Source organism: Thermococcus sp., from assembly GCF_027052235.1.
Lineage (GTDB): Archaea > Methanobacteriota_B > Thermococci > Thermococcales > Thermococcaceae > Thermococcus.
On the sequence record NZ_JALUFF010000062.1, the window covers coordinates 40,664 to 63,215 of the forward strand.

Genomic DNA, 22,552 nt, shown 5'->3' on the forward strand with positions numbered 1-22,552 from the left:
GCCACAACCCAACAGAGATGGAAGTTAGGTGAGACTAATGGCGATAGTCGTGAGATCCAACCCGAACATGCCGGAGGAAATCGCTCTCCTCTTCAGGAAACAGCACTACGAGATCGTTGGGAGGCACAGCGGGGTAAAGCTCTGCCACTGGCTCAAGGAGAGCCTCACCAAGGGGAGATTCTGCTACAAGCAGAAGTTCTACGGCATAGCGAGCCACAGATGCCTTCAGATGACTCCAGTTTTGGCCTGGTGCACCCACAACTGCATCTTCTGCTGGCGCCCGATGGAGAGCTTTCTGGGAACGGAACTCCCACAACCGTGGGATGATCCGGCTTTCATCGTTGAGGAGAGCATAAAGGCCCAGAGAAAGCTCTTGGTGGGCTACAAGGGCAACCCGAAGGTTCCGAAGGAGAAGTTCGAGGAAGCGTGGAATCCGAGGCACGCAGCGATAAGCCTCTCTGGAGAGCCCATGCTCTACCCCTACATGGGCGACCTCGTTGAGGAGTTCCACAGGAGGGGCTTTACCACTTTCATAGTCACCAACGGAACCGTTCCGGAAAGGCTTGAGGAGATGATAAGGGAGGACAAGCTTCCGACCCAGCTATACGTCTCCCTCACCGCTCCAGATATTGAGACATACAACAGGGTAAACGTCCCGATGATACCCGACGGCTGGGACAGGATAAAGGAAACTCTCAAGCTGATGAAGGACGCGCAGACGAGAACGGTGATAAGGCTGACCCTCGTTAAAGGCGAGAACATGCACAATCCAGAAGGCTACGCCGAGCTGATAAAGCTCGCTAACCCAATGTTCGTTGAGGCTAAAGCCTACATGTTCGTGGGCTTCTCAAGGAACAGGCTGACCATCAACAACATGCCAAGGCACGAGGAAATCAAGGCCTTTGCCGAGGAGCTGGTAAGGCATCTTCCGGGGTATCACATCGAAGACGAATACGAGCCCAGCAGGGTCGTCCTCATAATGCGCGACGACGTTGACCCAAAGGGAAGGGGACTGGAAGGAAGGTTTATCCGCGAGTGAGAAAGGTTTATTTATTCTCACCCTCTACCCTTTCCTAAGGGGTGCGGGAATATGAGGAAATTGCTGACAGGACTATTGATTATTCTCATGGTCGTCCCCCTCGCTAGGGCCGGCACCATCGGAGGCTCAGCGGCTTTTCTGGTCTCCATGGCCGACAAGACCACCGATGTCCAGAAGCTAAGCCTCACCCTTCTGGCACTCAGCTACGCCTCAAAGCCCCTCGGGGGGAGCGTTAACGATGAAATAAACTCGCTCGCGCTTGAGCTGATCAACGCCCAGAACCCGGACGGTGGCTGGGGTTATCGTATCGGTCAGGCAAGTGATGTTTTAGATACCGGCTATGCTGTCGTCGCACTGGTAAATGCCCTCCAATATGTTGAAGCCGACAAGATTAAGACGATCAGGAACGGAATCGATAGGGCCGTTTCATACCTCCTATCGGCCGAGGGGGAGGATGGATGGGGCTACGTTCCGGACACGGAACCCTCGTTCTATCCGACCGCGATAGCCCTCTGGGCCCTCGGTGAGTATGGCTACTCCTACGTTTATCCCTTCATCAAGGGAGCGGTTCTCTTCCTCAACTACTCCAAGCCTGAAATCCCCGAGAACGAGGCCTTAGCTCTAAAGGTCATAGCCTATCATGCAGTCGATTACACAGTTCCTGAGGGGCTCGTCGAGAGGATTATTGGGCTTCTCTACACAGGAGACCTCACAATGAAGGAGCGCGCCATGCTGACCTACGCCCTCGAACTCGTAAGGCCCTTCGACTTCAACACCGCTCGGCTAGTTACCGAACTTGAGGGCCTCGGCAAAGGCGGTGCCAACTACACCTACTGGTTTACGAGGCCGTCTTTCTACCTGGTTCCGTCCCGGACGATTGAGACGACTGCATACGCGCTGATGGCGATATCAATCCCGGCGATGCACATCGGGGCGATTTCACCCCCAGAAAACCCATACTGGCTCCCCTGCGATGCCCTCCTCAAGTTACAGAACCCCGATGGAGGGTGGCCGATAAAGAAGGGCGAGCCCTCCCAGGAGATGGCCACATACTACGCCCTAAAGGTCATCGACAAGTGCTACCACTCCAACGAGACCGTTCAGAAGGCAATCAACTGGACGGAGAGTGCATACGGAAGGGATATGAACGGAACCTTCAGCACCAAGTACTTCTACGCCCTTGAGACCCTTCTGAGCCTCGGCCTCCTGAACGAGAGCGAGAGGAGGGATGCGATAGAGTACATCTTCAACTCCACGCTGAGGGGCTACGACTACATCTGGGGCAACTCCCTTGGCCCTCAGCCCTATGAGACTGCCCTAGCCGTTAAGGCCCTTCTAGACCTTGGAGTCCCTGAAACAGACTGGAGGATAACGAAGGCTATCAGCTGGATTCTCAGCGTTGGGAACGGCAGGGGATGGGGAATAATAGTCAGAACCCGCTACTACACCTACACCCTCGGACCGAACGTTCCGATGACGATAGAGATACTTGACATCCTCAAAGGCCTCGTTCCGGCAGGAGAGCTGAAGTCCTATGCCGACTGGCTTGTTTCCCAGCGCATCAACGGTGGATGGGCGCCCTTCAAGGCCTACTACGATTCCTTCGCCGGCAGGTGGGTCTACGGCAGGCCGACCGTTTACCTGACCGTCAGGGCCACAGACCTGCTCTCAAACTTCGGCTATAACTTCACGAACGAGACCCTCTCCTTCGTGCTGAAGGCTAGGGACGAGGGAAGGATAAACGACTGGTCGCTCGACACTGCGATGGCCATCGACTACCTCTGCAGGTTCAAGTTCATACCGCCGGTGACCCTATACGAGATAGAGAACGCCTTCTTAACCGGGGAGAACTTCACCGTCATAGGGGTCGGGATCAACGCAACCGAGATAGTCCTTGCGCTCCGGAAGTTCTTCGGAGATCACTTTAAGCCTTCAAACGGGACGTCACTTGGAAGTGGCTACTACGTCGTAGTTGCCCCCTACGGAGCCTACAACATCTCAAACTACAATCCGTACGTTGGCTTCAGGCTCTCGGATGGTGGTGTGATACTGGGCAACTATACGGCGCCCATGGTGGACTCAATAGCGGTCGTTCCGGGTTCAACCGCCAAGGGCATGGTTCTCTTCGTCCTCTACGGCGACAATTCCCGGTGGATGGCTGAGGAGCTCTTCACAACGGGCTTTGTCAAGTACCTCAGGGGCAACGCGATGCTGATAGTCAACGAGAACGGCAGAATAAGGCAACTCGTGGTGGGGTGAGAGTCTTTGAGGGCTCTAATCATAGGGGTCGGCCAGTGCGGAACCAAAATCGCCGACCTCTTCTCTTTAGTTGATTTTGAGGCGCTCGCCATAAACACATCCAAGGGCGACCTCGACTACCTCCGCTACATCCCCCCGGAGAGGAGAATACTGATAGGGGAGTCACTCACCGGGGGAAAGGGGGTCAACGCGAACCCAATCCTCGGAAGGGAGGCCATGAAGCGCGACCTACCAATGGTGATGAAGAAGATAAACTCAGTCGTTGGTTATGAGGACGTTGACATATTCTTCCTCACCTTCGGCTTTGGCGGTGGAACAGGAGCGGGAGGAACGCCCGTTCTCGCGGAGGCCTTGAAGGAGGAATACCCGGACTCGCTGGTGGTGGCTATAGGGGCGCTACCGCTCAGGGAGGAAGGAATAAGGCCCACCATAAACGCGGCCATAACGATAGACAAGCTCTCCAAGATAGCGGACTCAATCATAGCGATAGACAACAACAAGCTCAAAGAGGGAAACGACGACATCAGCAGAGCCTACGAGCGCATCAACTACACGATAGTCGAGAGAATAGCATCGCTCCTTGCTCTGGTTGACGTTCCGGGAGAACAGACACTCGATGCGAGCGACTTGAAGTTCGTCCTCAAGGCCTTCGGGAGCTTCGCTACAGTTGGCTACGCCAAGGCCGACGCCGGGAAGGTCAGGAGCCTGTCGAGACTCATAATAAAGTCCTTCGAGAGCGAGGGGCTCTACCTTGAGGCCAACATAGAGTCGGCCCTCTACGGACTCGTTGCCATCCACGGCCCGCCGGAGGTTCTCAAGGCGAACGAAATATTCGAGGCCCTGGATTACCTGACGGGGAAGATAAGGGGCAAGCAGATATTCCGCGGTTTCTACCCAGATCCAAAGGAGAGGGAGGTTGAAGTTGTCACTCTCCTCAGCGGAATCTACGAGAGTAAGAGCATAGAGGAAATCGTGCGCACAGCAAAGGCCTACGCGCGCTCATTCATGAGGGCAAAGGAAGAAGCAGAGACGAAAAAGAAAGAACTCCTGAGCGGTTTGCCCGACTTCGACGACGTTTATCCCGGGCAAACTGAACTCTACGACGGTCCATTTCCTGACGTCGGGGGAAAGGCAGAGAAAATGGGGAGGCGAGAGGAATGACCGAGCCCATTAGGGACTCCGTCGAGGTGGCCCTTGAGCTGGACGAGAGTTCAGTTTACTCCCACATAGCTCACGAGAGTGCGGAGGACATAATCAGGATAATCTCGTCCATAGATGCCGAGAGGGCAAAGCTGAGGGGAGAGGTCATCTACTATCAAGATGACTGGGACCTACTCATAAGGGAGAGAATAGCCAAGGGAAAGCGCCACACGGCCTTCGATTTCTACAATCCGGCCCTCTTGGATATCTGGGAGGAGAAGGTGAGGGAGAGTAAGGGGCTAAGGAGGAACTACCGGGCCTTCCTAGTTGCCCTCGGGGGAATCATTGGGGCAACGGGCGTTCTCTCCGCGGTTACTCTCCAACCTTGGATACTTTTGGGTCTTTCGGTACTTCCCCTGGCCCTCTGGTTCAGGGACTGGACGAAGGCCAAGCTGGATCTAATCTACTACGAGCTCACCCAGTTCTTTATAGATGAGCTGGCAAGTATCATCAAGAAGCATTCTCTTGACCCGGAGAGATACCGCTTCAAGCTGTTCAGTGCTGACTACTTCGATGTTGAAACCAGAAAACTCCCATCCGGCAATTTTGCAGTCGTTTCCTTCAAACCTAGGGAGTAACCGTTAAATAAGTTTGAGGCCTTCTTAGTATTAGGTGGGAGAATGAGACTTTTAAGGAAGCGCGGTCAGATATCGCTGGAGTTCCTCTTGGTGTTTGGGATACTCCTTATTATGCTCCTCTATTCAGCCCGTTCAATGACCTTCAATAACACCTCGTCCAGAGAGGCTCTTTTGATGCAGGTGGCAGTTGAGGAGAAAAGCACGGCAAATATCATAGCTAGTGCTATTGATCAAGTTTATGCCCAGGGTCCTGGATCCAAGGTGACTGTTTACGCCCATTTCACTCTTCTTAGAAACGGGGACTACCTGAAGAAGGCTTTTAATCTGACCTCTCCTGTTATTAATATAATCCTTGCGGGGGAAAACGATCCACTGTTCCCCGCTGGGGCCAGCAATTCTATAGTGGCTGTGGCTGTTTCCAATCAGGGTAATGAGCCGATTATATCAGGTTCGAACAGAACCGGTGTATGGGTCCAGACCTTTCTGAAGTACAATGCAACGTCACATACTCGATTTGAGGTAAACTTCACGCCTTCCACCCTTCCTCCGGTGATGAAAGTTGTTGTGGAATGGAACCCCGCCCAGCCCATCTCCTTGGTTTATAACTCAACGAGTTCCACCTTACATATCAACATCAGGGTGAAGGGATCATGAGAAGGGGTCAGATTAGTATGGATCTCCTCTTTGCCGTTACAATCATCTCTTTAACAGTTGTTAGTTTGATGAACGTTGCGCTTAGTGAAAAAATCGAAGTTGAAAACTTTGGAAGAACTGCCCAGCTCAAGCTTTTTGCAATAGATGTTAGGGATACTATTGCTAGAGTTTACTCCGCTGGCTCGGGGATGATGGTCGTTAAATCTTCCCCGCTCATTTTGGAGGAGGGAGAATGGATAAACATCACGGCATTTAAGAATGGTACTCTGAAGGTTTTAGCGAGTATTGGGGGGAGAGAGTACATTGTAGTAGAGAGGCTTCAAATTTCGCCGGGAAATACGAGCTCAGTACTTTTGACCGCCGATTCCCCGAACTTTAGGATTGAAACTAGGGAAATTCCGGGTGGTGGGATTGAAGTCATACTCGCGAAGTAAGGGGCAGACCGCTTTGGAAATGCTCCTGCTACTTGGAGTGATTCTTACCGGGTTAGTTGTGGTTATCTCATCCTCTCTTCCCACACAGGAAGGAGTCACTCTTTCCTTTGAGGTTCGAAATGCAGCTTCGGATGCCTGTACATATCTCCAGATGGCTGTCGTTGTCAACGACAGCATCTATGCTCCCTTGAACAATATTATTAAATCCTTCAACTATACTCCTATTCAGTGCAGGTTATCTTCATACTCTACGGATCTCTCTGATGACAGCGTCAACATCTTTGTGGTATTCGCCTATGAGGGTCCCAACAACAATTCCGTTCAGTTGGCGCTTGAGAGGTACCTATTCCTAAAACTCTCAACGTACAGGGGTTTTTCCGTGGTCAATGGGAGTCTTTATTATGGGGGGAAGCCTGTTGAATTAGAGGTGAGGACTGGATGAGGAGGGCTCAATTGTTAAGCGTTGATGCACTCATGGCAACTGTTATGGTAATACTCCTCATTAGTATGGTTAGTGCAAGCTCTGAAAACCTGAAGAGCGGGATAACGGGTTTGATAGAATGGTATGAGAGGAGCAATGCTCCTGACACCATGCTTGATGTTCTCCTCAAGAGTCCGGGAGTTCCGCCAAACTGGGATGAAAACGTGTCAATTATGATAACTCCGGGACTTAGATCAAATTATGGTAACTATCTGGATTATAAAAAATTGGACGAGTTTCTGAGCTTGGCCCAGAGAGGAGATAGACGTCTAGTCAGCTTCCTTAGGAACCTTAGTCTTGGCAGGAATTTCAAATTGGAGATACTTCTCAATGAGGAACAGGTCAACTTTACGCTTAATTATCTTCCTCAGCATGTCAACTGGAGCGCTCTTTGCAATGTTAAGGACATAGTTAACCAGTATGGTAATCCCGCTGATCAGCCCCTGTATCTCTACTGCTCTTCGGGAAGTGTCAGATTTACACACTCCGGAGTTAACTACAATACTTTTACTGATGAAAGCCATATATGTGTCAATGCTTCTATGTATGTTGGCAATAACTTCAAAGTTATCGCTGGTGAATATGTGGGTGTCTCCGATGATTTAACAATAAAGTCCAAAGGGGGTCTTAACGCCTCTGAAATTTACGTTGGGGGTGATGGAACCATTGAGAGTAACGCCCATGTTTACTCTAGTGGTGATCTCACGATTGGAGGCGCTCTCTATGCCAAGGCTGATGCTCACCTAGCGGTTGGGGGTTCTGCATACCTCAATGATACCGTTAACATCGGAAACAGTGCCTATATGAATATCGTTGGGGACTTTTACGCTAGGGGACCCCTTTTAATCCACAGCAATGGACATTTAACGGTGGGTGGAACAGCTTATGTTGATGACTATGCATCCGTTGAGAGCCGTGGTTACGTTACTGTCGGAGAGGATTTTTCGATAAACGGTGACTTGAGGACGGATTACAATGCATATATATCTGTTGGCGGCGCCCTGCGCGTTAATGGAGACTCCACTGTAAAGGGATCAGTGAATGCAACCGAGATGTACGTTAACGGCTCCTTAACGATTGACTCTGGAAGTTACGTAATCGTTCACAGGGATCTTTATGTGAATGGAGACCTCTCAGTTTCTGGACATCTTATTGTGGACGGAAATCTATACGTTAACGGAAACGTAGGGGTTGAATCCCAGGGAAGTGTGGACGTGGGTGGAAAACTCTACCTAACCGGGGAAATTGTGGGGGATGAGACTAACGTTCACGCGGACGGGGGTATTTATGAGGTACAGCATCTGCCTTGGGATGAATCAAAGTTCAAAATAAACGTATCCTTCCCCAGCATTGGAGAATCCCCGTGTATCCGAGCCTCCGAGGGAGCTCTTTTGGTTAATATTCAAAACGTTACCTTCATACACAACTATACTGCTAATTGGTTTCTTCCGGGATGGAATGGGTTTTCGTTTGTAGATGGGAAAATAATTCAAAACATGAACCTCTCTGTTGTTCGCTCAATTAAAAGCTCTGAATGGGTCACGTATTCAGAACGGAAAGCAGTAGTTAGAAAACTTGTATATACCTCAAACTATACGATATCGGGGAGTGTGAGCAAGTTACTCTTGTACTCTGGTAAACTAAGCACGGAACTTTCAGGGTATCCTCTGCTCTTTGTGTATCTCCCCAACGAAACCGGGAACTTTTCCCTAGTTTCAACGTTTAAAAATGAGACCTCTTGGGGTTATGGAATAGTGGCGGTATCCCGGACTCAAAGTGCAACACTTTACTTTGCCCAAAGAGTGATTCATACGGGCTCCGGGGAAAGTATTAATAGCTGTGAAATTTCAATTAATGAGAACAGGGTTGTTATTCCATGGGAGTGCCTGTTCCCCCTAACTGGGAAAGTTTCTTTCTCAGTATGGGCATATAATGTTAACTTCGACGGAAACATTAGAATAGTCGATGATGGGAACATCGGAGCTTATTTAGAACCGATTCCGGAAGTTGCCATAATAAAACTATGGGTGTGGGGAATATGAGGAGGGCGGGATTTGTATTTACATTGGACGCACTCCTTTCCCTGATCATCGTTTTCGTAGTTGTCACCTCGGTTCTCTCAGTAGAGGAGAATACGTTTCAAGTTTACTCCTCCGTAATGAGAATGAAAACGGTATATACCGCGGAAGACATGATAACGATTCTGAGCACGGTCCCTCTCGAATCCTTGGTAAATGATAGTGTTATCGAAAACTGGACTGAAACCGGTGTTCTCAACACGTCACTGTTTATAAGTCCAGAGATGCCGCCGTTAAAAATAGCCCTTACCTACTGGGCACTTTCAAACATTTCAAAGTATCATAGCCTTAACCTTACCAGTAAGGCGGGCAAAATACTCAAATATGTCATAACCCACAACTTTCAGGGATATGGTTTTGAACTTGATGTTAACTCGACGAAATTGGTGAGTTTTGGGAATCCCTCTTCAGCTAGGGATGTTACGGTAGCGACAACAGTGATGAGTGGTTTCAAGAGAGGCAGAAAACCCCTTGGTTATGTGAGTAGGGCGTATCTTACATATGCGCAGCATACGTATTCTCAGCTAATTGGCATTCAGAGGATCGTTGCTGCTGGCTGGGATAATACGATTCAAGTTGACATACCAGTGGATTTACCCGAGGATGCTGGTGATATAACTGCGGAGGGGGCATTCTACGCAAGAATAGTTCCCAACAATGATATTACACTAACTGTTGTTAGTTCGGCCGGGCAAGTCACGGAGAACCTTAACTCCGGTGGAACCGTTGACCTTAGTGATTATCTTAAGCCGGGTCATAACGTTCTGAAGTTCTCAATAGATAGCGGTAACGCCGATGAAGTTGGTTTTGGGAGCGGTAGTGTTCTCCTTGTATCCTACCACACGAATACAACGTCCCATGGCAGTCCCGATAAGATTAATCTTTACGATGTAACAAGTTATTATGGCTTTGTTCAGTTCTTGACGATTGTTCCCACCGGGAACGTTACAGGTATAAACATATATCTTAAGGCCTCAGGTGTCTCTACTGTTCACGTTTATTACAGCAATGGGACAAGTATATGTGATACTGGATTATCCAAAGGATTCGTTGATAATATCACTTACTTCTCTTCAAGTGAAGTTGAAAATGGTCTTGAGGAGTGTGGAGTGAGCTACTCTGATCTGAACAAGAAGTCCTTCACCCTTGTCCTCGGCTTTGACGCTACGTGGCCTAGTGGAAGCTCTAACCCCGATTATGACTGGACGTACAGGGAGAGACACCTCTACGGGGATGGTCAATCGTTTGTCCAGGTTGAGGTGAACTCAAAAGTGAACTCAGTTCAATACGCAATACCTCTAGCCGAGCCCCTTTATCCCGACAATTTCACTTATAGTGGGTATCTCTTCAGTTCCCGTGATGACAGAATTTATGACACAATGAGCGTTTCCTACCCCCTGCCTCCTAAGGCCATTCCTTGGTACTCTGACTACTGGGTTGCAATAATGTACAGGGGAAACCCCACAGGCACCCTTCAGTTTAAGGAGAATGGAATAACCATAAGAGAAGGCCCCCTCGACTATTACCTCTACAGGTTTGGATATTCAAAGTACTACCGTGGAATCATGGTAAATGGTACGACAAACACTCTAGTTGCGAGCAGTTCCTCTTCGGCCTACGGTTTCAGAAAAGGCAAGTCTTGGGGAGCGATTTATTATTTCCTACAGGCATACGCTCCCTATGGGAGGATGTTCCCCGAGTTAATTCAGGGATACCCAACGTATAAGGGCTACAATCTGACTTATTATGCAAAGTTGTATGGAACAAACATGCATCCAAAGAAAATGAGCATCCTTGTTGGTAAAGAACCCTACATGACAATTGACGTTACTGAGCTCAATCCAGAAAGGTATGCGGTTGATGATGCAATACTGCGTCTGTTCAAAAAGCTGGCAGTGGATGACTCTGGAATTCCAGGAAGTGCGGACAATCCCCTTGGGGTCCTGCTACCCCCATATGTTAATATGGAGTTCTCAGCGATGAAGGCCCCCAGTCTCTTCGTTCCTGTGAGTGTTAGCTTAAAGGTTTGGAGGTTGGGATGATGAGGAGGAGGGGCTTTATAGTTAACTCAACGGTTCTCATCCTTTTGATCCCCCTGCTTTTGCTTAGTGCCACGTACTCTCAGGTGCACTATCAGATTGTTAAGGCCCAGGGCGAGAAGATGGAGTTGGAAAAGCTTCAGTGGGCTCTGTCCTACTTGGATACAGACTTTAAAAATACCCTCAAAATATCGGGTAAAAGGGCTATTTTGGCAATGGTAAATTACACGATAACACACCGCCGTTACCTTTCGAATAAAGCCAATGAAACAATGAAGGAGCTTATGCTGACGGGAAAAATAGGGGGAACTACCTCTGCACTAATGGGAAATCAGACACTGGGGTACTGGTTAAACTCCGTTTCAAATTCATTGCTGGAGAGAGGATTAGTGCTCATTCCACCATCTCAGATCGATAGGGCTGTTGATATGAAGATAGTCCCCCTCACATCGTTCAAAGTGGCAATAATGGCCCGTATAGAGAACGTGACAATAAAGGATATTAATGGAAAGGTTGTGTATAATGGGAATCTTCCTTCAAGGGGTTTTGCCTATGCGATAGTTGATCTCAGTGGTATTGAGGATCCCGTTTATGCCATTGCAACAAATGGGCAGTACAACAGAATAATTAATCCTTGTGTCTTCTCTTACCCGGAAATGGGAACGAGGCCGATTAAGTTGATTAGTGGTCTTGGAAACTCAAGCGTTACTCGCCTTGTGGGAACTTACGGCGAAGATATCTTCTTTAATTCGACCACGATATGGTCGGTCTCCCCCTCTGCTAAGCTTTTCAACCTGTCTCGGAGTCCCCTTGGTTTCTTCCATGAGGAGGATCGGGGATACCTATACTTCAGTAATGTTAGTGTTCCGGGTACTGGGGACTGGGTGGGGGGTTCAGCGTATAAATACAGGGTTCTGTTTACGCTTACCAACTCTTCTGTTCGGCAGGGTGATCTAGTTCTTCTTGTGATAGATACAAGAACTATAGCCATTAATGGACAAACAATGAACGAATGGGTTGCACATACATCAAATAAAGCCTCGATAATTGTGTATGACGGCAACAACAATCCAGTTCAATTCTGGATAGAATACTGGGACAGTGGAGGAAAACTTTGGCTCTGGATTAAGGCGACAACTTCACGTGATTACTACATGTATCTCTCCGACGATCCTTCTTTGGAGACCAGAGGTAATCCCGGCGATATGTTTTACCTACTTGATGATTTTGTCTTCAAGGACGAATCTAAGTGGCATTTTCTTACTGGCAATGTGGGCGATGGATGGTATACCTTTAACGCAGTGACAACGGGGCTGGATGCGGCAATATCTAACCTAACGCTAGCTCCACCTTTCTTCGTGCGCTGGGGCATGAACACGACGGCGGATGACACAGGGGTGGGACTTTACACACTCTCCACGGGAGGAGAGCAGAACTATCTCGATGTTAAAATAAAATACGGGCCCATTAACCCAAGTGAAGAGGATGTTTCAGATATTGTTTCAGACAATGTTGTACAATGGCCTTACAGTATTCTTACCGATACAGCAACTCTCAATAACTTGTCGGATATGGCAAACAAGCTAAGGAACCCATTGTATGATTCGACTGAGTGGATACGCTCTAGCACGGATGCTGAAGTTGCTGAAGAGTGGTTGGATTCAGAATTGGCAAAAATAAACGGCAGTGTTGTGTACGAAGATTATCAAGTCCCGGTTTATCTGAATGCCACGGCAATCAGGGACATAGAGGCGAGAGGGGGAAAGGCATCGATTAGAATCGTCGATGGTAGAGGAAACCCCCTGCCTTTCTGGATTGAGTATTGGAACGACAGTGGAGCACTAATATGGGTCAGGGTAAACTTAACGGAGAGGTATTACACGGAGCTCAATCGGCTTACCACAAGAAGGCGTGGATACACGCTGAGATCAGTCTCCAATAATAATGGTGTCCTTTCATACACCGTAAGATCTAGAAGAGCGCGTCATTATTACGTTGTTCTCTACACCTATGCAGAGGCGGATATTAAAATTTATTATAACACCGGACACCTGAGTAGGGGGAGCGGAGAGAAAGTCTTTGAGTTTTTTGATGACTTCAACGAAAGCCTTCAGCAACTTAAACAGAAATGGATAGTAGATCCCTTTAATCAGGGGGCCAGTGTGTCAATAGACAGTTCCGGGAATGGAACGTTGACCATCTCTGGGGGAGACAGCATGTTTGTAATGGTTAACAAAAATCCCCTTAACCTCACGGGTGATTTCGCTGTGGACTTCAGGATGAAACCTAACTTTAACTATGTCGGTGATTGGGACGCGGGAGTCGGGCTGTGGGATGGCAGAAGGAGATACTATGACTGGGACTTCTGGTATGATTACTACCTTCTCCAGCAGCTGTTTACGGATGATATTACCTATGGTGGAGATCCCCTAGCAGTACACTGGGCCGAATGGAGGACCGAGGATGGCAGTACCTATGAACTGTACTCCTTCTGGGCAGAGGAGGATAGTGACTCTGACATAACAACGAATAGAAACTATGCTTTTCACAAATACGAGATTATAGAGCTCCTCAGCGATGGCATAACATACTTCAAGGATCTCTCTAGAAATGAAACTAACACCTACGATAGCGATTACACTACCCTTCACTCGCTCAAATACGTTTATCTCGTGATAGACAGTGAATATCCTGATCGGGGTGCAACCTTTGACTGGTTATTTGTGAGAAAGTACCTTAACCCGGACTACCTGAACGAGAAAGTTAGCAAGCACGAGGGAGAAACTACGTCCATAGAATACGAGGCAACGGGAAGTTCAATTCAGCTGGCTGTATGGAAGGAGTGGAGCAAACTAACCTCAATAGCGGACTCGGTTCCATCAATGTCTTTCCAGCGCTATGAGCTTAATGTTACCTCAAGTTTGAGTTTTGGAAGGGTTTCCGGACCGAGGCTTGGCTATGATGCTGGCCTTTCAGGTTCTTGGAATGTTTCCATAGTTAGTAAAGGGGCGGGAACTCAATACTTTGACTGGATAATCATTGGACCCCCTTACGCTCTCAGTGGCATAAACGTCCTCAGGATTGAGGAGGGTGGCGAGGTTAATTGGAATGCCTACGCCTCAGTGGCCTTTGACCTTCAGCCCTTCCTATCCTGTCTGGTAGACGATCGTTACTTTGGTCTATATTCCGCACCTAGCTTCTTTGAGAGGCTTGAAGGGAAGCTAGATCCAGATAAAACCGGAATGAATGGAGAATACTGGGAGGCCTCCAAGGAGATGCAGGATAAGCTTGGCATAGCTAAGAGTGGTCAATACTATCCAATTGGATTAGTGAGCTTCATATACTATCCGGCGGATAGCAACCTTGTGGATATTCTGCCAGTTGTGGGACAAAACAGTAGGGATCCTAATGATGCTTTGACAAACGCGATCCCGTTTGCTGATTACTATTGGCTTCCATACTATTTCACCGGTTTTTCGGAGGTACCTGCCGCATTTCCCAATGCGTATCGGGTCTGGGGTATATCCATGGGAACAGGGGACTACTCGTATCTCTCGGGAGTAGGCTTCCTCCTAGATAATGAAACGGCAGTTCACATCCTGGGTGAATCGGCTTGGAAATATCTGCGTCACGAGAGGTGAGTACATTGAACTTGGGAGAGCTCTTATACAGACTCGGTGAAAAAAGTGAGCGCCTCTTTTCAGCCCTTCTGTCTATAATCCGATCAATAATTACCCCTAAGGCAATTCAGAGGGTTCCAAACTTTCCGCTCTCGACGCGGCTTGTAATGAAAAAGGGTTATACCATTCACGAGGTTATTAGTCTTCATCTCCAGCTTAGTTTTCTGGCATATCTCGGTGTTAATGCCGTTGCTATCTTCCTCCCCAATTCATTTTTCACTGTCTTAGTTTTAGGCCTTATTTATCTTCTCTACCTCCGCTGGATTTTTGGCAGTTATGGCCATTATCTCGTTGATCCCAAGCAGTACGTCTTTTTTTATGGGGGTGTCTCTACCCTCGCCTTTTTATCGTTTCTAGGATTTGTTTTTCTGCGGGAGCGGAAAGCTGAACTGCGTTATTATTACATCTACGTCTCCATAATTACAATAATCATCCTGCTGTTTAGATGGTATTTTAAGCATGCTTTCGGAAGGGACTACACCTACGGAGTCGTGGAGGAAGTCAAAAAGGATCTCCTTAGAGTATTTGTTCATGATGATATTGGAGCCAACGTTAAACCGGGTTATTACTGGGTTCCTGCCGTTCCGGATGCTGAACCCGGAAGGATAGTTAAGCTCCTCGTTGAGGAGAGGTTCATGAGAAGCTCCGTTCCGGTGAGGGTTTTGGAAGTCTATCTTGATCAGTCCTCCCAGACCGATACTGAGCCGAAGGCGGAAGCAGAGTAGAGAATCAGGAGATATATTGAGTGACAGGGCTCAATGAGATTCGTTTTTACAAAGCCACTTCCCCTTTTCTTAAGGAGTAGGGGCTCGACTGAAATACAGGCTGGGAATATCCTTATTTCATCAAGTTTGCTCTCAAACTCCCAGCCAAGGCCAAAACAAACTCGCTCTATCAACATTCTGAAATCCTTCCATTCTTCAACGTCCATTAGGTAATATATTGTGTGGCCCAAGATATCACCCTATATAGTAAGTAAGAAACTTTAAAAAGTTTTTGAATTTAAAACTTTTATTTGTAACCAGTAGTAGGCTGGAACCGGAGCTAAATCTCTCCACAGAGTCTTGCGAAGTTCCTGTAGACATCCACCCCGCGCTCGGTATGTGCAACCTCCGGATGGAACTGGACGCCGTAGATTGGAAGGCTTTCGTGCTTCATGGCCTCGACCGGACAGGTCTCGCTCCTAGCGAGCAGTCGGAAGCTAGGGGGGAGCTCCTTTACCTCGTCCATGTGGCTCTCCCAGACCTTTAGCTTTCTTGGAAGGCCCTTGAAAATATCGTTCTCCTCAAGGATTTCAATCTCAACTAAACTGTACTCCGCCTTATCTCCCCTTCCGACCTTTCCACCGAAGTGCCTCGCTATAAGCTGGTGACCGAGGCAGATGCCGAGGATGGGCACGTTGAACTCGTCGTAGTGCTCCAGAATTGCCCCGCAGTTACCCGTTTTCTCTATGTCAGGACCGCCTGAGAAGATTATGCCCTTTGGATTCAGCGCCTTTATCTCCTCAAGCGGCGTCGTGTTGGGGATTATCTTCGCTTCTACTCCCAAATAGCGGAGAGTCCTCCAGATCCTGTGGACGTACTGCCCGCCGTTGTCCATAATCACTATCATGAACTCACCCCCAGGAGTCTGAAAAACTCGTCGGATTCTTCAACTAGGTAGAATGTCTTTAAACCGAAGGATTTGGCCAAGTCGGCCATTTTTCTGTCATTGGTTATTAGAACGGCGTCTAGATGGATGGCTGTTGCGATGAAGTAGATATCAGACGCCTTATGGTGGGTTTGAAACGCCACCTCCTTCAAATCCTCGATTATTAACTCCTCTGGAATCCACGTGAGTATGGCGCTATACAAGTCAAGGGCTCTTTTAACCCTTTCACGGTCGAAATATCTCGACAAAACAGCCACGAACTCAACCTCCCCAAGGCGAGGAGCGTAAGGTTCTATATCGCCCAGCTGGGCGAGTTCAATAATCTTTTCTGCAACCGCGGTTCGTTCAGGATAAAAGCTAGAAAACAGGTGAAACACAACGGAAGTGTCTATGACAACTCTCATGTCTCCTCCTCCCTGAGGCTCAGAAGGTAGTCGGTTGGATCCTCCTCAAAGCGCTCCTTTGTGACCTCTTTTCTCATCTCCCTGGCCAGTTCGAGGAAATCTCCCGGGTAAATCCTCACCGTGAGTTTCTGCCCCTCCTTCAGTTTCAGCGGCTTCAAAGGCTTCAGCACGCCGTTTTCGTAGACCACCTCGATTATCTCGCCCATACTCCCACCGTCTCAGTTTTCACTCAAAAATAAATAAAGGTTCTCACTCGAACTCTATCGTTGCGGGGGGCTTGTTGGTGATATCGTAGAGCACCCTCCCGACCTCTGGAATCTCACTCGTTATCCTAAAGGCTATCCTCTGGAGCACCTCGAAGGGGACGTTCATCGCGTTTGCCGTCATTCCATCAAGGCTCTCGACGACGCGAACCGCTACGGTTTCCTTATAGGCCCTTATGTCACCCTGGACTCCAACCGTTTTAACTCCCAGAAGAACCGCGAAGGCCTGCCAAGGCTTCAGTCCAGCTTTCTCGATCTCCTCCTCGACTATGGCGTTCGCTTCCCTCACTATGGCGACCTTCTCAGGCGTTACCTCCCCGAGAACCCTAACCGCCAAGCCCGGCCCGGGGAAGGGCATGCGGTTGTATATCTTCTCGGGAAGACCGAGCTCCTTGGCGAGCTCCCTCACTTCATCCTTGTAGAGGTCGCGGAGCGGTTCAATAAGCTTCAGGTTGAGCCTCTCTGGAAGGCCGCCGACGTTGTGGTGGCTCTTGATTTTCCCCTTGCTCTCTATCCAGTCCGGGGCGATGGTTCCCTGAATGAGGAATTGAGCATCTATCTCCTTCGCGACCTCCTCAAAAACCTCGATGAATACCCTTCCTATTATCTTTCTCTTCTCCTCCGGGTCGGTAACGCCTTTCAACACCTCAAAAAAGCGCTCGCTTGCATCGATGTAGTGCAGGTTAAGGCCGAACTCGTCCCTGAAGGTCTTCACCACGAACTCCGGTTCGTTCTTCCTCATGAAGCCTGTGTTGACGAAGACCGCGTGGAGTCTATTGCCTATAGCTTTATGGGCAAGTATCGCGGCGGTCGAGCTGTCCACACCACCGGAGAGCGCTATTATCGCCCTTCCATCCCCGACGATCTTCCTTATCTCCTCAACCTTCTCCTCGATAAACTTCTCCCACATGGGCACCACCTTTTTGCGAGCATTTGAGAGTCAATATATAAACCTATCCTCGTGGGTTTTAACTGGTTTATGTCAAAACCTCATCGAGCCTGTCCTCCTCCAAAGCCTCCCTCAGCTCCATGGCTATTCTCCTCCCCGTGCTCACCGGAAAGTCGTAGCGGACCCAGCTGTACGGGGAGCCGTGGACGAAGGGATTGGTTCCGGCGACTATTCTCGCCGAGATCTCGAAGACGACGAACTCAAGCTCCTCGGTAAAGACGCCTTCAAGGCAGAAGGGGCCCCATAGACCGCCCATGAGCTTCTCAGCGGTTTCCACAACCCTTTCACCGGCCTCGATGACGTCCATGAGGAGGCTCTCCCTCAGAACGAGTGGGATGTTCCCTATTACCGTGTAGTCGGTGCCCATCTCTAGGTCAAGCTGTTCTTTGGCTGGAATCCTGCCTATAGCGTCCGCGTTTGACTCATACCTTCTGTCAACGCTCATGAGCTCAAGCTCGCCGTTGAGCTTCGAGTAGAAGTAGTGCGGGTAAACCGGGACTCCAACGACGTACTCCTGAATCTGAACCTTGGAAAGGTCTTCCTTGTCCTCTATCCCGAGTCTTCCGGCCTTCTCCCAGAAATCGGTTGAATTTTTGGCGAGGAAGTAGCCCTTACCGCCCTTGGCGCCGTGAGGCTTGACGATGACCGGCCCGTCTATATCGTCGGGATCGTCATAAACTCTCGGAAGGCGGAGCTTCGCCTTTTCAAGCCACTTCCTTTCGAGGTTCCGGTCGCTCTCCCATTTGAGAACCTCTTTGTTGCCGTAGTATGGAACGCGCATTTTCTCGACTAGCTCAACGCCTAAGTGGGCCACGAAGGAGCCGGTGGGGATAACCACGGCATCAAGCTCAAGCAGTTCCTCCTCCGGATAAGCTCCCTCGATGAAATAGTCAGCTACGGGGAAGTAGCGGGTGTAGAGGGGCTTGACGCGAGAAGGGCCGAAGGCAACGGTCTCAAAGCCTTCCTGCTTGGCTCCCTTGAGTATCTGAAGGGCTGAATGTGAGGCGTAGGTGGCTACTCTCATTCCTCCTCACCCAGAAGTTTCGGTAGGGATTCGTGGATTTTTCTAAGCTCTGGAAGGGACTTTCTGAGGAGCTCTTTTCCGTTCCAGCGGAAGACGACATCGCCTCCTCCAGCCCTTCCAATTACTGCGAAGTGCCTGAAAATGGCCTTTAGTTCGTTGAGGCTCTCCTCGGGAAAGGCAACGATGTAGCGTCCGTGGCTCTCGCTGAAGGCAACCTCAAGCGGATTTGAAGTCTCTGAAGGAACCTCAGAGAGGTCGACGGTGAAGCCAACGCCATTAAGTGCCATCTCAGCCAGAGCGACCGCCATGCCGCCCTTACTCACGTCGTGAACCGCTCTAACCAGTCCACGCCTTATTGTCCCAAGGATTCCCTTGGCGTTAGCCTTCTCCTCATCGAGGTCAACGCGAGGAGCGAAGCCACCGTCAATGCCAAGCCTCGCGTAGAGCTCCGAACCACCGAGTTCTCTCCTCGTGAGCCCCACAACGCCAATGAGAAGGCCCTCCTCAAGTCCCATCGAGGGAATCTTCTCAAGCTCGACCTTTCCGAGGCCCGCAACGACAGGGGTGGGCTTTATCGGCCTTCCGGCAACTTCATTGTAGAAGCTGACGTTTCCACTCACGTATGCTAAACCGAGGGCTTTCGCCGCATCCGCTAATCCTTTAACAGTCTCGGCGAAGCTCCAGTAAACTTCTGGCCTCTCGGGCGAGGCGAAGTTGAGGTTGTCAACGAGGGCTAAAGGCTCAGCTCCGACGCTCACGAGGTTCCTCACAACTTCCGCGACTGCTCCCATGGCACCGTGATACGGGTTGAGGTAACTGTGGTTGGGGTTTTCATCTGCAACGAAGGCTAGGCCGTACTTCTCGTTTATCTTCAGAACCGCCGAGTCCCTTCCGGGCTTTAGGACGGTTCTACCCTGAACCTCGTGGTCGTACTGCTGCCAAATCCAGCGCTTGCTCAGAACGTTGGCACTGCCCCAGACGAGGTCGAAGGCCTTTTCAAAGTCCATATCTGGCGTTTTAACGTCCTTCTCCACGCTGTAGGGCCTCATCTCCCATTTTATTGTTGGCACGTCCGTGAGCAGGTCAACCGGCAGGTCTGCCACCTTCTCGCCATCCCAGTAGACGATGTAGCGCGGCTCCTCGATGACCTCGCCAACAACCGCCCACTCCAGCTCGTACTTCTCGAAAATCCTCCCGATTTCGTCAACGTCTTCAGGTTTTACCGCGATTAGCATCCTCTCCTGGCTCTCCGATATCATGACTTCCGCTGGATTCATTCCCGGCTCCCTAAGGGGAACTCTGTCCGCGTAAATCACAGCGCCGAAGCCCTTCTTTCCAGTCATCTCCGAAGAGGCGCAGGTCAAACCTCCTCCCCCGAGGTCTTTGAGGGCCCTAACCTTGCCTGTGTAAACAGCCTCAAGTGTCGCCTCGATGAGGAGCTTCTCCGTGAAGGGGTCTGGAATCTGCACCGCGGAGCGGTCTTCCTCCTCAGCGTTCTCCCCGAGTTCTTCGCTCGCGAAGGTTACGCCGTGGATTCCGTCCCTTCCTGTTCTGTTGCCGACCAGAATGAGCTTTAAGCCAGCTTCAGTAACGTAGCTGTGGACTAATTGCTCAGGCCTCATTACCCCGATGCAGGCCACGTTGACGAGGGTGTACTCATCGAGACTCTCATCGAACTCAGTCTCACCTCCAACGGTCGGAACGCCTATCCTGTTGCCGTAGTCGGCTATGCCCTTGACAACGTGCTCGAAGAGGTATCTGTTGCGCTCCTTCTCCAGCGGGCCGAAGCGTATCGCGTCGAGAAGCGCTATTGGTCTTGCACCCATGCAGAGTATGTCCCTCACAATCCCGCCAACTCCGGTTGCGGCCCCTCCGTAGGGTTCAACGGCCGATGGGTGGTTATGGCTCTCTATCCCAACGGCTATCCACGTCTCGTCATCGAACTTGACTATTCCCGCGTCCTCTCCGGGGCCGATAACCACGTGCTCGTTTTCTGTTGGCAGAAGCTTCAGCCATGGCCTGCTGGACTTGTAGGAGGCGTGCTCGCTCCACATGACTTCGAGCATCGCCCACTCAACTTCGTTTGGCTCTCTCTTCAAGCGCTCGCGGATGAGCTTTTCCTCGTGCGGGAACATCGTGAACCCTCCAGTTATTGACGGATTAATGTAAAAATACTTATTTTTAAGGTTTATTTTAGCATAAAAATGTTAAAGCAAGTGCCATCAAACCCGGAAGAGCAGGGTCGGAATGTCCCCCACCCTTTCGTCCGTGTAGTTGATGAACGCCTTGAGAAGGCGGTAGATTTCAAAGAGCCTCTTCTCTTTTTCGCTCTTCGGTTCCTCTCCCGGTCAGCACGGGAAAAGACATCCACGACATTAAACTGTCTTGAAAGAATCCTTGAAGTTTCCTCCTCCATAAGCTCGTTTATGAAGTAGAGTAGACGTTGAAAGCCTTCTCCCTATCGGTGGAATAGAACCTCCTAACAAGTGAAAACGCCTTCAGAATGATCCTTTCAAGTTCCTCTGGCGAGAGCTCTTCCAGTGCCCTCATGTACTCCTCCCTGAGCTCCATTGTAATCTCATCTTCCACATAGCTTGATTTCCAAAGCTCAACCCTCTTCAGAACCTTTCTTGGGTTCCTAACGTAAACGACCCCAGCGTTCCCATCAACGATTACCTCGTCTCCGTCCCGTATTGCCTCAATGTCAACACCCACAACACACGGGATTCCGAGTTCCCTCGCGATTATCGCCGGATGAGAGAGCACACTGTTCACTTTCGTCACTATTCCGGAGGCCTTTGCGAAGATGCTGTAATGCTCCGCGTGGAGGACATAGGTCACCAAAATAGCCCCTTCTGGAAAAAGCTTTTCCACTTCCTCAGGTGGCTGGTCGTCAAGTACAAAGTAGGCCCTTCCCTTCGCCTTTCCTGGACTAGCGGGAATTCCTTTGAGTCCATGCCATCCCTGCGGCGCTTTGGCTTCCTCGCGCTTTTGCGCCAGTACTGTTACATCCCTCGACTGGAGGAGCCAGAGGGTTTCGTCGTAGGCCCACTCGATATCCTGGAGTTTACCGAAGAGTTCCTCAACTTCAAGGCCAATCTCCATGAGTTCCCTCATTAGAGGATCTTTGACTTTAGATGGGTCGCGCGGGAGAAGGATGCGCTCGCCGCTTGCTTCTCCACTCACGAGTTTCTCAGGGGCCCCTTGGCGAACTCCACAAGGGCGTTTTGAGGGTCGTTTGGGAGGGGGTGAAGAGCACCCGGGGAGTTTTGGGCTTATCTGTCTCTGGACTATGACCGCCATCTTCACGCCTCTTCTAATCCCAAGACGTTTCATGTACTCCATCGCGCGCCTCGACTGGGCGCTTCTAAAAACCCCCGCTCAATCGCTTTGATTAATTCATCGAATGAGTTCACATTGGTTACGCTTTCAAAAACACCAGCAAAACTTGCCCTGGAACTGTCCTCAGCGGTGGCAGAGCTTCTCACAACTACTGGAAACCTGCCTTCAAGGATGTAGGGAGATTGGAAGTATTTCCTGATTTCCTCAATAACTTCCTCTGGCAGGCTTCCGGTTTCTTTCCAGAGCTCATATGCTCTTGTAGTAACCACAAAACCCCCGGAACGTTGAAGTACCTCGTTAGGAGCGAGAGGTGGTGTGCTTTGCCTCCGATTTCTTCGATTGAGCCTCCCGCGGAGATTGTGCGGACGAACATTTCTAGCACCTCGAAAAGTGTGCTTATCCGAAAGCGACTGCCCGCTTAAGACTCCTCAGGTAGATGAAGTAATGATAGTTCAGCAGGCTTTCGTCACCGCTTTTA

At 49.8% G+C, this 22,552-nt stretch carries 20 protein-coding genes; 11 read left to right on the top strand and 9 right to left on the bottom strand.

All coding sequences use genetic code 11. The features are described from left to right. Positions 1-37 precede the first annotated feature (37 nt). The 11 genes from twy1 to MVC73_RS07660 are packed head-to-tail and all read left to right on the top strand — an operon-like array spanning position 38 to position 15,167. The gene (gene twy1, locus MVC73_RS07610) at positions 38-1,039 is read left to right on the top strand and encodes a 4-demethylwyosine synthase TYW1 (RefSeq protein WP_297509181.1); all 1,002 of its coding nucleotides are present in this window, start codon (positions 38-40) and stop codon (positions 1,037-1,039) included. Between the two features lie 51 nt (positions 1,040-1,090). Further along, complete coding sequence (locus MVC73_RS07615) at positions 1,091-3,298, top strand: prenyltransferase/squalene oxidase repeat-containing protein (protein WP_297509184.1); 2,208 nt, start codon at positions 1,091-1,093, stop codon at positions 3,296-3,298. 6 nt (positions 3,299-3,304) lie between these two features. Beyond that, positions 3,305-4,459, top strand: a complete 1,155-nt coding sequence (locus MVC73_RS07620) for a cell division protein FtsZ (protein WP_297509187.1) — start codon at positions 3,305-3,307, stop codon at positions 4,457-4,459. Further along, positions 4,456-5,076 (top strand): hypothetical protein, encoded by a 621-nt coding sequence (locus tag MVC73_RS07625; protein ID WP_297509190.1) that lies wholly within the window; start codon positions 4,456-4,458, stop codon positions 5,074-5,076. Before MVC73_RS07620 ends, MVC73_RS07625 begins: the two co-directional genes overlap by 4 nt. A gap of 42 nt (positions 5,077-5,118) precedes the next feature. After that, on the top strand, positions 5,119-5,730 hold the full coding sequence (locus MVC73_RS07630; protein ID WP_297509193.1) for a class III signal peptide-containing protein: 612 nt from the start codon (positions 5,119-5,121) through the stop codon (positions 5,728-5,730). Further along, complete coding sequence (locus MVC73_RS07635) at positions 5,727-6,164, top strand: hypothetical protein (protein WP_297509195.1); 438 nt, start codon at positions 5,727-5,729, stop codon at positions 6,162-6,164. The genes MVC73_RS07630 and MVC73_RS07635 overlap by 4 nt, the downstream gene beginning before the upstream one ends. Next, on the top strand, positions 6,136-6,606 hold the full coding sequence (locus MVC73_RS07640; protein ID WP_297509197.1) for a hypothetical protein: 471 nt from the start codon (positions 6,136-6,138) through the stop codon (positions 6,604-6,606). The genes MVC73_RS07635 and MVC73_RS07640 overlap by 29 nt, the downstream gene beginning before the upstream one ends. Further along, complete coding sequence (locus MVC73_RS07645; RefSeq protein WP_297509200.1) at positions 6,603-8,687, top strand: polymer-forming cytoskeletal protein; 2,085 nt, start codon at positions 6,603-6,605, stop codon at positions 8,685-8,687. Before MVC73_RS07640 ends, MVC73_RS07645 begins: the two co-directional genes overlap by 4 nt. Beyond that, on the top strand, positions 8,684-10,765 hold the full coding sequence (locus tag MVC73_RS07650; RefSeq protein ID WP_297509203.1) for a hypothetical protein: 2,082 nt from the start codon (positions 8,684-8,686) through the stop codon (positions 10,763-10,765). Before MVC73_RS07645 ends, MVC73_RS07650 begins: the two co-directional genes overlap by 4 nt. Then, the gene (locus MVC73_RS07655; RefSeq protein ID WP_297509205.1) at positions 10,765-14,403 is read left to right on the top strand and encodes a DUF2341 domain-containing protein; all 3,639 of its coding nucleotides are present in this window, start codon (positions 10,765-10,767) and stop codon (positions 14,401-14,403) included. Before MVC73_RS07650 ends, MVC73_RS07655 begins: the two co-directional genes overlap by 1 nt. Further along, positions 14,400-15,167, top strand: a complete 768-nt coding sequence (locus tag MVC73_RS07660; RefSeq protein ID WP_297509298.1) for a DUF2101 family protein — start codon at positions 14,400-14,402, stop codon at positions 15,165-15,167. Before MVC73_RS07655 ends, MVC73_RS07660 begins: the two co-directional genes overlap by 4 nt. Here the strand turns inward: MVC73_RS07660 and MVC73_RS07665 are convergent. The 9 genes from MVC73_RS07665 to MVC73_RS07705 form a co-directional block, all read right to left on the bottom strand. Next, complete coding sequence (locus MVC73_RS07665; RefSeq protein WP_297509208.1) at positions 15,122-15,397, bottom strand: TonB-dependent receptor; 276 nt, start codon at positions 15,395-15,397, stop codon at positions 15,122-15,124. The two genes, MVC73_RS07660 and MVC73_RS07665, sit on opposite strands and share 46 nt — an antisense overlap. An 89-nt stretch (positions 15,398-15,486) precedes the next feature. After that, a complete protein-coding gene (locus MVC73_RS07670; RefSeq protein WP_297509210.1) occupies positions 15,487-16,053 on the bottom strand; it encodes a GMP synthase subunit A in 567 nt (188 codons plus the stop codon). Further along, entirely contained in the window at positions 16,050-16,496 is a 447-nt protein-coding gene (locus tag MVC73_RS07675) for a type II toxin-antitoxin system VapC family toxin (RefSeq protein WP_297509213.1), read from the bottom strand. Before MVC73_RS07675 ends, MVC73_RS07670 begins: the two co-directional genes overlap by 4 nt. Further along, a complete protein-coding gene (locus MVC73_RS07680) occupies positions 16,493-16,702 on the bottom strand; it encodes an antitoxin family protein (protein ID WP_297509215.1) in 210 nt (69 codons plus the stop codon). The genes MVC73_RS07675 and MVC73_RS07680 overlap by 4 nt, the downstream gene beginning before the upstream one ends. Before the next feature lie 43 nt (positions 16,703-16,745). After that, complete coding sequence (gene guaA / locus MVC73_RS07685) at positions 16,746-17,669, bottom strand: glutamine-hydrolyzing GMP synthase (protein WP_297509301.1); 924 nt, start codon at positions 17,667-17,669, stop codon at positions 16,746-16,748. A 67-nt stretch (positions 17,670-17,736) separates the two neighbouring features. Beyond that, complete coding sequence (locus MVC73_RS07690) at positions 17,737-18,732, bottom strand: formate--phosphoribosylaminoimidazolecarboxamide ligase (protein WP_297509218.1); 996 nt, start codon at positions 18,730-18,732, stop codon at positions 17,737-17,739. Then, positions 18,729-20,867 carry a phosphoribosylformylglycinamidine synthase subunit PurL gene (purL, locus tag MVC73_RS07695; RefSeq protein WP_297509221.1) on the bottom strand — a complete coding sequence of 713 codons (2,139 nt, stop codon included), beginning with the start codon at positions 20,865-20,867 and terminating at the stop codon, positions 18,729-18,731. The genes MVC73_RS07690 and purL overlap by 4 nt, the downstream gene beginning before the upstream one ends. A gap of 289 nt (positions 20,868-21,156) precedes the next feature. Continuing rightward, entirely contained in the window at positions 21,157-22,077 is a 921-nt protein-coding gene (locus MVC73_RS07700) for a PEP-utilizing enzyme (protein WP_297509224.1), read from the bottom strand. Further along, on the bottom strand, positions 22,065-22,343 hold the full coding sequence (locus tag MVC73_RS07705) for a PEP/pyruvate-binding domain-containing protein (RefSeq protein WP_297509226.1): 279 nt from the start codon (positions 22,341-22,343) through the stop codon (positions 22,065-22,067). The genes MVC73_RS07700 and MVC73_RS07705 overlap by 13 nt, the downstream gene beginning before the upstream one ends. Positions 22,344-22,552 lie beyond the last annotated feature (209 nt).

Bases quoted from the DNA above. Each gene is read 5' to 3' on its own strand.
- twy1 (WP_297509181.1), top strand. From the start codon at position 38: ATGGCGATAGTCGTGAGATCCAACCCGAACATGCCGGAGGAAATCGCT.
- MVC73_RS07615 (WP_297509184.1), top strand. From the start codon at position 1,091: ATGAGGAAATTGCTGACAGGACTATTGATTATTCTCATGGTCGTCCCC.
- MVC73_RS07625 (WP_297509190.1), top strand. From the start codon at position 4,456: ATGACCGAGCCCATTAGGGACTCCGTCGAGGTGGCCCTTGAGCTGGAC.
- MVC73_RS07630 (WP_297509193.1), top strand. From the start codon at position 5,119: ATGAGACTTTTAAGGAAGCGCGGTCAGATATCGCTGGAGTTCCTCTTG.
- MVC73_RS07635 (WP_297509195.1), top strand. From the start codon at position 5,727: ATGAGAAGGGGTCAGATTAGTATGGATCTCCTCTTTGCCGTTACAATC.
- MVC73_RS07645 (WP_297509200.1), top strand. From the start codon at position 6,603: ATGAGGAGGGCTCAATTGTTAAGCGTTGATGCACTCATGGCAACTGTT.
- MVC73_RS07650 (WP_297509203.1), top strand. From the start codon at position 8,684: ATGAGGAGGGCGGGATTTGTATTTACATTGGACGCACTCCTTTCCCTG.
- MVC73_RS07655 (WP_297509205.1), top strand. From the start codon at position 10,765: ATGAGGAGGAGGGGCTTTATAGTTAACTCAACGGTTCTCATCCTTTTG.
- MVC73_RS07670 (WP_297509210.1), bottom strand. From the start codon at position 16,053: ATGATAGTGATTATGGACAACGGCGGGCAGTACGTCCACAGGATCTGG.
- MVC73_RS07675 (WP_297509213.1), bottom strand. From the start codon at position 16,496: ATGAGAGTTGTCATAGACACTTCCGTTGTGTTTCACCTGTTTTCTAGC.
- MVC73_RS07680 (WP_297509215.1), bottom strand. From the start codon at position 16,702: ATGGGCGAGATAATCGAGGTGGTCTACGAAAACGGCGTGCTGAAGCCT.
- guaA (WP_297509301.1), bottom strand. From the start codon at position 17,669: ATGTGGGAGAAGTTTATCGAGGAGAAGGTTGAGGAGATAAGGAAGATC.
- MVC73_RS07690 (WP_297509218.1), bottom strand. From the start codon at position 18,732: ATGAGAGTAGCCACCTACGCCTCACATTCAGCCCTTCAGATACTCAAG.
- purL (WP_297509221.1), bottom strand. From the start codon at position 20,867: ATGTTCCCGCACGAGGAAAAGCTCATCCGCGAGCGCTTGAAGAGAGAG.
- MVC73_RS07700 (WP_297509224.1), bottom strand. From the start codon at position 22,077: ATGGAGTACATGAAACGTCTTGGGATTAGAAGAGGCGTGAAGATGGCG.